10 protein-coding genes are annotated in these 9,894 nt (G+C 42.8%); 5 read left to right on the forward strand and 5 right to left on the reverse strand.

Features of this window, described 5'->3' with window-relative positions; all coding sequences use genetic code 11:
* The first annotated feature begins 46 nt into the window (after positions 1-46).
* A complete protein-coding gene (locus HC733_RS13175; protein WP_190365508.1) occupies positions 47-505 on the forward strand; it encodes a GNAT family N-acetyltransferase in 459 nt (152 codons plus the stop codon).
* Here the strand turns inward: HC733_RS13175 and HC733_RS13180 are convergent.
* The 4 genes from HC733_RS13180 to HC733_RS13195 all read right to left on the reverse strand — a co-directional run bounded on the left by HC733_RS13180 (position 489) and on the right by HC733_RS13195 (position 4,164).
* On the reverse strand, positions 489-920 hold the full coding sequence (locus HC733_RS13180) for a DUF4826 family protein (RefSeq protein WP_190365509.1): 432 nt from the start codon (positions 918-920) through the stop codon (positions 489-491). The two genes, HC733_RS13175 and HC733_RS13180, sit on opposite strands and share 17 nt — an antisense overlap.
* Positions 921-1,051: 131 nt before the next feature.
* Positions 1,052-2,281: a lipoprotein-releasing ABC transporter permease subunit gene (locus HC733_RS13185; protein ID WP_190365510.1), complete on the reverse strand. Its 1,230-nt coding sequence runs from the start codon at positions 2,279-2,281 to the stop codon at positions 1,052-1,054.
* Positions 2,274-2,963, reverse strand: coding sequence for a lipoprotein-releasing ABC transporter ATP-binding protein LolD (gene lolD / locus HC733_RS13190; protein ID WP_190365511.1), 690 nt, complete (start codon positions 2,961-2,963; stop codon positions 2,274-2,276). Before lolD ends, HC733_RS13185 begins: the two co-directional genes overlap by 8 nt.
* The gene (locus tag HC733_RS13195; protein WP_190365512.1) at positions 2,956-4,164 is read right to left on the reverse strand and encodes a lipoprotein-releasing ABC transporter permease subunit; all 1,209 of its coding nucleotides are present in this window, start codon (positions 4,162-4,164) and stop codon (positions 2,956-2,958) included. The genes lolD and HC733_RS13195 overlap by 8 nt, the downstream gene beginning before the upstream one ends.
* Positions 4,165-4,321: 157 nt before the next feature.
* On the opposite strand from HC733_RS13195, the gene HC733_RS13200 reads away from it, so the two are divergent.
* Entirely contained in the window at positions 4,322-6,016 is a 1,695-nt protein-coding gene (locus HC733_RS13200) for a SulP family inorganic anion transporter (RefSeq protein ID WP_190365513.1), read from the forward strand.
* On the opposite strand, the gene HC733_RS13205 is transcribed toward HC733_RS13200, so the two are convergent.
* Positions 5,955-6,836 carry a LysR family transcriptional regulator gene (locus tag HC733_RS13205; protein WP_190365514.1) on the reverse strand — a complete coding sequence of 294 codons (882 nt, stop codon included), beginning with the start codon at positions 6,834-6,836 and terminating at the stop codon, positions 5,955-5,957. The genes HC733_RS13200 and HC733_RS13205 overlap by 62 nt on opposite strands.
* Before the next feature lie 98 nt (positions 6,837-6,934).
* Here HC733_RS13205 and HC733_RS13210 point away from each other — a divergent pair, with 98 nt between their 5' ends.
* From HC733_RS13210 to HC733_RS13220, 3 genes are all read left to right on the forward strand, one after another.
* Positions 6,935-8,059 carry an S-(hydroxymethyl)glutathione dehydrogenase/class III alcohol dehydrogenase gene (locus HC733_RS13210; RefSeq protein ID WP_194710054.1) on the forward strand — a complete coding sequence of 375 codons (1,125 nt, stop codon included), beginning with the start codon at positions 6,935-6,937 and terminating at the stop codon, positions 8,057-8,059.
* A 9-nt stretch (positions 8,060-8,068) separates the two neighbouring features.
* On the forward strand, positions 8,069-8,908 hold the full coding sequence (gene fghA / locus HC733_RS13215) for an S-formylglutathione hydrolase (protein WP_190365515.1): 840 nt from the start codon (positions 8,069-8,071) through the stop codon (positions 8,906-8,908).
* A 175-nt stretch (positions 8,909-9,083) separates the two neighbouring features.
* Positions 9,084-9,536 (forward strand): hypothetical protein, encoded by a 453-nt coding sequence (locus HC733_RS13220; RefSeq protein ID WP_190365518.1) that lies wholly within the window; start codon positions 9,084-9,086, stop codon positions 9,534-9,536.
* Positions 9,537-9,894 lie beyond the last annotated feature (358 nt).

Here is a 9,894-nt window from a genome sequence, read left to right on the forward strand (position 1 = left end):
GACTTGGGAACCTGCGCAAATACGCTAAGTATTAAGTGGAGGAATCATGAGTTACCATGTTGACAAGGTCAGTTGGCTTCATAAAAAAGCGCAATTAAAGCAAATTCGTGAGCGCGTTTTTGTTTATGAGTTACACATACCCAAGGAAGTTGAATTTGACTCTCTTGATGCAGAGTCAGATCACGTCATTATTTGCAACGACAACGATGAACCTGTCGGTACAGGAAGACTAAGCCCTGATGGTTTAATAAGCCGTATTGCAGTTATCCAATCTCATCGCAACCGTGACGCTTATACATCACTTCTCAATTATTTAGTTTTACTCGCCAGTGATAAAGGGTTAGACAATATTTACGTGAATTGTATTTTAGATGAAGTGCCTAATTTTGTTGAAAATGGCTTTTTAAAACAAGGCTGTGTATTTATGGAAGCAGGCATCCCAAGACAAAAGCTTAGGTGCCCTATTTCTGCATTTAGAACCGAGCCATTTACGATGCTTCATTGACCCATAGTTCATCTTTGTCTGCAATTTCATAGAGGCCGTGGGCTCTATTTACAAGCAGGTTTGCAAACTTTGCTTGTGTCTCATCATTTACGCCCGCGGCAACTATTTCATCGGCCCTAAGTTGCCAACGATAAGAAAAATGCTTTAGCGCTTCTCTGGCTGTCGCCGCGCCACTTGTCTCCATATGATCGGTTGGTAAACGACCAGTAACTACCCAATATGTTTTGCCAGACTGTGCTTTCATTTTCCATATAGCGCACAATGGAGCAAGAAAACGACTCTCTTTATCAAATACAGTGCTTGGAATAATACCCTTTTCAGCTAGGTGCTTCTGTGCATTTTGGAAGCACTCTCTTTGCCACTGCTGTTCTAATTCTTCAAGTTGTTGAGGTGTTAATTGTTGTTGTTCGCTCATGTTCTACTTCTTTTTAAGCTTGTTTTAATGCCAGTAATGTACGGTTTTGATAGTCCCCTTGCAACCCTTTAGCCAAAACGTATAGCCAACACAATTGCATATTGTTCTATCAAAGCTACTGGCGTTATCGATTAAGTGTTGCCAAGTACTTGTGCTGGCTCAGTTTTTGTCGCCTGCCACGCAGGATACACACTCGCGCTAACAGCCAACAATAAAGTGACGGCTAGTGTGATAAAAATATCCGACCAAATGAGTTTTGATGGCAAAAACTCAACAAAATATACGCCTGCAAGCGGATTACTGCCCGCCTCTGCAAACACAGCATTAAACAAATTTGGCAGGTTTATGGCAAGTAACACCCCCACTACAGTGCCAATAAATGCACCTATCACAGCATAAGTGATACCTTGAAGCGCAAAGGTTGCAAATATGGTGCTATCCTTTGCCCCCATTGTTTTCAAAATGGCAATGTCTGCTTGTTTATCTTTCACTTCCATCACCATTGAAGAGACGATATTAAAGCTAGCGACCGCAATAATAAGAAAAACAACTAAAAACACGATAGTTCTAACCATCTGAATATCTTGGTAGAGGCTACCCTGTGTTCTAAACCAGCTACTGACATAAACAAGATCAGGCAGAGTTTGCCCCGCGTTCATTGCAACATCGTGGGCATTAAACACATTATCAACTTTCGCTCTTAACCCTGTAACCTGTCCCTTTTCGAGACCTAGCGTATTTTGCAGAGTTTCTAAATGGGTCAAAGCGAGCGATTCATCGATTGGCCCGCCCATATTAATTACTCCAACAAGCTGTAAGGTAATTCGTTTTGGTGCAGCTAACGGTTGTTCTGAATGCTGATTTGCAACAAGAACGGTGACTTTATCACCAACATTAACACCCAATGACTTTGCTATTCTGTTACCTATGATGATCTCATTTAATTCGAGCTGAGCAATTCCTTTACCTTGAACGAAGTTACCAACTCCAGATACCGTTTGATGAAGCCTTGGTACAACCCCTTTTAACTGTGTTGCCTTGAGCTTACCTTTAAACTGCACCATGGCGGTTAAGTCGATTTCGGGTGTTGCCGCAACAATATTTGGATGCGCTTTGAGCATTTCAACTTTCTCATGCCAGTCGCTGATTGGCTCATATGGTGCTTGATAACTTACGTGGGGAACCACTGATAGCAGGCGCTCTTCAAGTTGTTGCTCGAAGCCGTTAATAACCGACAGTGCAATGATCAAAACTGTAACACCAAGCATAACACCTAATGTAGAAGCCTTACTTAAAAGACTCACAATACCTGTTTTATGCTTAGCATGACGAAACCGCTTACTCAAAAACGCGCTAAGCATGGCTAACCTCAGCAAGCTCACCATCATCTAACTGAACACTGCGCCCAAGCTTTGCTGCCAGCTCTAAGTCGTGTGTCACCACCACAAAACTGGTATTTAGCTGTTGGTTCAATTGTGCTAATAATTCATAGATACGTATGGCGTTATGCTTATCCAAATTACCTGTTGGTTCATCAGCAAGTACCAACGCGGGTTTCGTGACTAGCGCTCTTGCAATTGCCACACGTTGTCGCTCGCCACCCGATAACTCCGATGGCTTATGAGATGAGCGGTTTTGTAATCCCACCTTTTCTAACATTGCAAGCGCCTCTGGCTCTGCTTCTTTAGCACTGACGCCTCTGATCAGTAATGGCATGGCAACATTTTCAAGCGCCGTAAATTCCATTAATAAGTGGTGAAACTGATAGATAAAGCCCATATTTTGATTTCTAAATTCAGCTTGCTTAGCACGAGACAATTTACCGACCTCGACGCCTTTAATGCTCACACTGCCAGATGATGCCGTATCAAGAGTCCCTAAAATATGTAATAAGGTACTTTTACCAGAGCCTGAACTACCCACGATGGCTAGCATTTCTCCCTGGCGGACCTGTAAGTCTACACCTTTTAAAACCTCAATTTGGGCTTTGCCATCTTGATAAGACTTGCCTAGCTTTTGACAATCAATGACTAAATTATTCATACCTTAATACCTCTGCAGGTAGCACATTTGCAGCTTTCTTTGCCGGATATAACGTTGCTATAAAACTCATAAAAATACTTACTAGTGCCATTATCACTAACCCTGATGGCGAAAAAACGACCGGCAAGCGCGCCCCTCCAAGTAATGACAAACCACTAAAAGCCAGTATTTCATTAATATAATTGGCAACTAAAATACCCAATAGCACACCAATCACCGTTCCCACTAATCCGTTATATAACCCCTGCACCATAAACACTCGGCCTATCATTTGTGGTGTGAAGCCTAGCGTTTGTAAAATCGCTACCTCTCCTTGTTTTTCACTTACCATCATTGACAACGCAGATAAAATATTAAATATCGCCACGATGACGATAAGCCCCAAAAGCAAAGACATAATGCGTTTTTCCATCGCAACAGCAGCAAATAAGGTGCCCTGTTGAGATTGCCAGTCGTCTACATCAAATTCACTTTTTAGCTGTGGGTGAGCAACGTAGAAATCGTTAAGCGAAAATGCATCGTGCAAGGTTATACTAATGTCGTAAGTTGTGCTGTCAGCTCGGCGCATAAGCCTAGCTAAACTCTTACCATCGGCAAACGTCAGAGATGTATCCGCTTCACTGCTTGAATCATAAATTGCTGCAACAGAAAACAGCCGTTGCATGGGTACTCGACCAAGAGGCGTATAGCTTGAAATATCAGGCATAATAACGCGCACCTCATCTCCAACCCCGACGCCCAGTTTGCTCGACAAATAGCGACTAATCATTAACTGATATTTACTCTGTACCAATCGCTCACTTGAGCCACTATAAATGTGTCGCTCTACAGGATTACTATACCCTTCGAACACGCCTTGTAACCTAACGCCAACTAATTCTTTATTCGTTTGCAATATCACATCAGAAGTTAGATAAGGTTGGATACGCTTAACCTGTTCGCTGCTGGTTAATTGCTCTATTAGTTGCGCGCTACTCTCAGACTTTGCGGAATGCTTAAGCTGAACATGGGGTATTAAATCAAGCATTGCCGTTTTGAGAGATTGCTCAAAGCCGTTCATTACCGAGCTAACCGTGATCAAAGACATCAAACCAAGGGCTATACCTGCGATAGAAAAAAATGAGATAAAAGAAATAAAGGCGTTACCTTTAGCAGCTTTGGCATATCTTAAGCCAACAAACAGGCTAACTGGCTGAAACATATTTGATTTTGATTATGTTTAAATGTTAATGCTGCGAATACTATCACAAACCAGTGCTGCTTGGGTACGCTGCAAATTGTAAAAAAATATTGAATATCCGATAGTTAAATTCGATTTTTCGTGTAAAATGCGGTCAATCTCGCGGCATGGAAGTTTTATGTTGTCTTTATCTCGATTTAAGCACATGAATTTAAAGGGCGATTTATTTGGAGGGGTGACTACTGCTATCATTTCTCTTCCGCTCGCTCTCGCCTTTGGTGTTGCCTCTGGAGCTGGTGCTGAAGCCGGTATGTGGGGTGCAATTCTTGTAGGCCTTTTCGCTGCTCTATTCGGCGGCTCTACCTCTCTGATTTCTGAACCAACAGGTCCGATGACGGTTATTATGACCGCAGTGTTGACCACCATGATGGCAAAATACCCTGAAACTGGCATGGCCATGGCCTTTACCGTCGTCATGATGGCTGGCGCGTTTCAAGTTTTGCTTGGCACCCTAAAATTAGGAAAATATGTAACATTAATGCCATACAGCGTGATATCCGGATTTATGTCTGGTATCGGTGTGATATTAATTATTTTGCAAATTGCTCCTTTGCTAGGTCACAAAGCACCATCAGGTGGCGTAGTCGGCACCTTATCTGCGCTACCAGAGCTTGTGATGAACCTGCACTTTTCTGAACTGCTACTTGGTATATTAACGCTTGGTATCCTTTTCTATTTACCTCAAAAATATCGCCAGTATGTCCCCGCGCAACTTGTTGCACTAGTAGCCATCACTTTGTTTTCTATTATCTTTTTTGATACAGACAGCATTCGCAGAATTGGCGAAATCCCCAGTGGCCTGCCAGATATAGTTTGGCCAACTTTTGGGGCAGAAGTATTCACAGAAATGGTGATTGACGCTCTAATTTTGGGCACTTTAGGCTGTATCGATACCTTATTAACAGCAGTTATTGGCGATAGCTTAACGCGTACCGAACATAACTCGGATAAAGAGCTACGAGGCCAAGGTATTGCTAATATGATATCGGGTCTGTTTGGTGCTCTGCCAGGTGCTGGGGCAACCATGGGCACGGTCGTGAATATTCAAGTGGGTGCGCGCTCCCCTGCTGCTGGGATCATTCGTGCGCTTATATTAATGGCAGTGGTATTTGTTGCCGGTGGCTTAACCGAGCCAATTCCAATGGCCGTGCTTGCTGGTATCGCGGTGTATGTCGGATTCAATATTTTAGACTGGAGCTTTATCCAACGGGCACACAAGCTGAGCCTAATGCAAATGGCCATTATGTATGGCGTTATGCTACTGACCGTTTTTGTTGATTTGATGGTTGCCGTTGGTCTAGGCGTATTTATCTCTAATATCATAGTGATAGAACGCTTAAGCCGCGTTCAGGCTGAACAGGTTAAAGCGATTAGTGATAGCGATGACGATGTGCCAATGAGTGATACCGAGCGCGAGTTATTTAATCAAGCAAACGGAAAACTGCTCTACTTTTATCTCTCTGGCCCTATGATCTTTAGCGTGTCAAAAGCAATTGCGCGCCAGCATCGAGATATTGCTAAATATAAAGCAATGGTTTTAGATTTAAGTGATGTGGCGATGCTTGATGTTACGGTAAGCCTTGCACTAGAGAATGCGATCATTGACGCTCTTGATGTTAATTGCGACGTATTCATTTATTCGCCAAATCAGGAAACCAGCGATCAATTACATCGCTTCAATATCAACGAGCGATTAGGTGGCAACGCATTTTGCGACAGTCGAGAAGAAGCACTTAAATTAGCACTAGCCGCTATGAACGCTCATGAGCAAACAGCTCTGCCAAATGATCAAGCAGCAGGCGCAAACTGGTAGGTAAATACTGTCTGGGTGGATAAAGTGCCCAGACGCCTTCTGGCTCTGGTCGAAACTTGGGCAGTATCTCCACGAGCTTTTGTTGCTCTATAGCCGTTTGAACATAGTAATGTGGTAATTGAACTAGTCCAAGCCCCTTGCATGCAGCATCCAATAATGCCCAGCCACTGTTGCATATCAAGCTGCCTCGAACACTGATATTTCGCTCTCTAGTATCATCTAAAAATCGCCAAGTACGACTGTTTCCAATTAAACAGTTATGCGCTGAGAGCTCATTTAAACTATATGGTTGGCCATAATTGGCAATATAAGAAGGCGATGCACATACCAGCGTGTTTCTAGTGGATAGTTTTCGTGCTTTCAGTGACGAGTCTTTCAAATTACCTAAACGAATCGCAACATCAATACCCATAGTTACAATGTCTAATTGCTCATTACTCAAAAGCATTTCAACACTGACTTTTGGGTACTTGCGCATAAAATCGTGTACAAGTGGCATAATGTAACGCTCTCCAAACATCACCGGAGCCGTCAGTTTCAATACACCAGAAGGCTGCTGATCCCGCTGGCGAAGCGCTAATTGCGCATCATTGTAGGCATGCTGTAGATGTCTTGCATGGGTTAAGAATACTTTGCCCTCTTGCGTAAGCGTTAAAGTTCTTGTTGTGCGCGTTAGGAGCTGATGGTTTAACTGCTGCTCTAACTCTTTTACTCTTCTACTCACCTGTGCAACTGATGTACCCAGCTGTTTGGCCGCTTGCGTAAATGATCCCAACGTTGCTACAGCAACAAACTCATCAATACCCGTCCATCTATCCATTATTACAAATACGTAAAAGTGTTTTAGATATTTTGATATTATCAAAAATTATAAAGTAATTATACTTAACCTATCTTGATTAAGAATGAGAAAAAACCATGTCAGAATTTATAAAATCAAAAGCCGCTATCGCTTGGGGTCCGGGACAACCTTTAAGTATTGAAGAAGTAGACGTAATGATGCCCAAAGCAGGTGAAGTGCTGGTTAAGATCACCGCAACCGGTGTTTGCCACACCGATGCTTTTACTCTGTCGGGGGATGATCCTGAAGGCGTATTCCCTGCTATTTTGGGCCACGAAGGTGCTGGCATCGTGCAAGCTGTTGGTGAAGGTGTCACTAGCGTCGCGATTGGAGACCACGTCATTCCGCTTTATACACCTGAGTGCGGTGAGTGTAAATTCTGTACGTCGGGAAAAACCAACCTGTGCCAAAAGATCCGTGACACTCAAGGTAAAGGGCTTATGCCAGATGGAACAACCCGTTTTTATAAAGACGGTAAGCCTATTTATCACTATATGGGAACATCAACGTTCTCAGAGTATACGGTGTTGCCAGAGATCTCGTTAGCAAAGGTAAACCCAGAGGCTCCCCTTGAAGAGATCTGTTTGCTAGGGTGTGGCGTTACTACTGGCATGGGCGCGGTAATGAATACGGCAAAAGTACAAGCTGGTGATACCGTTGCTATTTTTGGCCTAGGTGGCATTGGTTTGTCTGCAATTATTGGCGCGACCATGGCGGGTGCCAAGCGCATCATAGGTATCGATATCAATGAAAGCAAGTTTGCGTTAGCCACTAAACTTGGCGCAACTGATGTTATAAATCCTAAGAATTATGATAAACCAATTCAAGAAGTGATTGTCGAGATGACCGATGGCGGTGTTGACTTCTCTTTCGAGTGCATTGGCAATGTTGATGTGATGCGCTCCGCACTTGAGTGCTGTCATAAAGGTTGGGGAGAATCGGTTATTATTGGCGTTGCCGGTGCAGGTCAAGAAATATCGACTCGCCCGTTTCAGTTAGTAACTGGTCGAGTATGGCGTGGTAGTGCTTTTGGCGGTGTTAAAGGTCGCTCAGAACTACCAGAAATTGTTGAGCGCTATATGGCTGGCGAATTCAAATTAGATGACTTTATCACCCATACTATGGCCCTTGAAGACATCAATGAAGCATTTGACTTGATGCACCAAGGTAAGAGCATTCGCTCTGTGGTTCACTATAAATAAGAGGCTGTTATGGAACTTGTCGCCAGCAATAAAGTAGTTGGCGGCTGGCATAAGCGCTATCGCCATGCTAGCACAACTACTCACTGTGATATGACCTTTGCTGTTTTTTTACCTGAAATTACTAATACAGGGCAAAAAGTCCCTGTGCTTTACTGGTTATCGGGTCTAACTTGTACAGATGAAAACTTTATGCAAAAGGCGGGAGCTTTTAAAGTTGCCAACGAATTAGGTATCGCCATCGTAGCACCTGATACTAGCCCTCGAGGCGAACACGTACCTGATGACCCCAAAGGCGATTATGATTTCGGGTTAGGTGCAGGATTTTATCTCAATGCCGTCATGCCGCCATTTGATAAGCACTATCAAATGTATGACTATGTGGTGACTGAATTGCCGCAGCTCATTAAACGTCACTTCCCTGTTACCCAGCAGCAGGCTATCAGTGGTCATTCTATGGGTGGTCATGGTGCGCTCACAATTGGTTTGCGTAATATTGAGCAGTACTCAAGTATCTCTGCGTTTAGTCCGATAGTTCATCCTCAGCAATGTCCTTGGGGTATCAAAGCGTTTACTGGTTATTTAGGCATTGATACCAAAACTTGGCAGCAGTACGACGCAACAGCGCTTATGTCGACCAAAGAATTTGAGCAGCCTATCCCTATCTTAATAGACCAAGGAGATGCTGATGGCTTTTTAGATGAGCAGTTGCAACCATGGCATCTGCAAAAAGCGGCTGAGCGTATCAATTATCCACTTACGTTTAACCTGCGTGAAGGCTACGATCATAGTTACTTTTTTATCAGTAGCTTTATAGATGAGCACCTGCGTTTTCATGCCGCACACTTTTAACAACCAAAAGCGAGTGCGCAGTTAGCGCACTCGCTCTTTCTTGGACACTGTTATAAAAGCAAAAATTGTATCACCAGCCACAATGCATCAGAGCCCTGCATACGAGTGCGGCATTGCAAATTACTCAGCTCTCTCCCACAATGGGTTAACTGACTGTTTTATATAAAGGCAAACCATGGAAGTTGAACATCAGGAAATTGCCAACTTTTTAGAAGCTTATCCACCATTTTCAGATTTACCGGCAAAGGCGTTAAATAAACTCGCCAGTCATGTTGAAGTATTTATTGGGCTCATTTACTTTTTAACGACTCTCGGATTTGTATATGGCGTGAATGAGACCTTGCAAGCAAGGGGTTATATAAATGAATTATCAAATTTTGATTCATTATCCTCATATCAGATTCAGAACTTTGATACCAAACGAGACGTTAGATATGGAGAAGGAAAGTTAGGTAATTTCTATACTTGCTTGAATGCGTATAAACCGTTGAGCTGGGCCTCGCCTAAAAAGGGGGCAGCTAGTACAGTTAAGATTCTAATAGGGAACTCATATTTATTAAGTACTAGAGTTGCTGAAGGATCTGTCTATAGATTTACCCTTGCTAGGCTAAGGCATCCCCAAAACTAGTGTTTATATATCAATAAGATGGAGATTTTAGAAATTTTGGAAAATGTGGGGAACATTCATGATGTCTAGTGATCTTATGAATCGCTAAATAAACAAAAGAACAACATAACACCATGAATGCTGATACTATTTTGCACAATATGTTACACGCTGTCACCACTGATTTAATGCACAAGGCCTGATTTAACACACTGCTCTCTTCCGTAAATTCTCTTCTGCGTTGTCAGCAATGTACTCTGATACCAATTTTATTAATACATTGATCATTCTAGCGAGCTAAATGACTCATTAACTGCGTTAAATATTTCTCATGTAGAATAACTACATAGCGAAATATTTACCTTGTTTCTAAGCCATT

It is taken from the genome of Pseudoalteromonas sp. S16_S37 (assembly GCF_014694405.1).
In the GTDB taxonomy this organism is placed as follows: Bacteria; Pseudomonadota; Gammaproteobacteria; order Enterobacterales; family Alteromonadaceae; genus Pseudoalteromonas.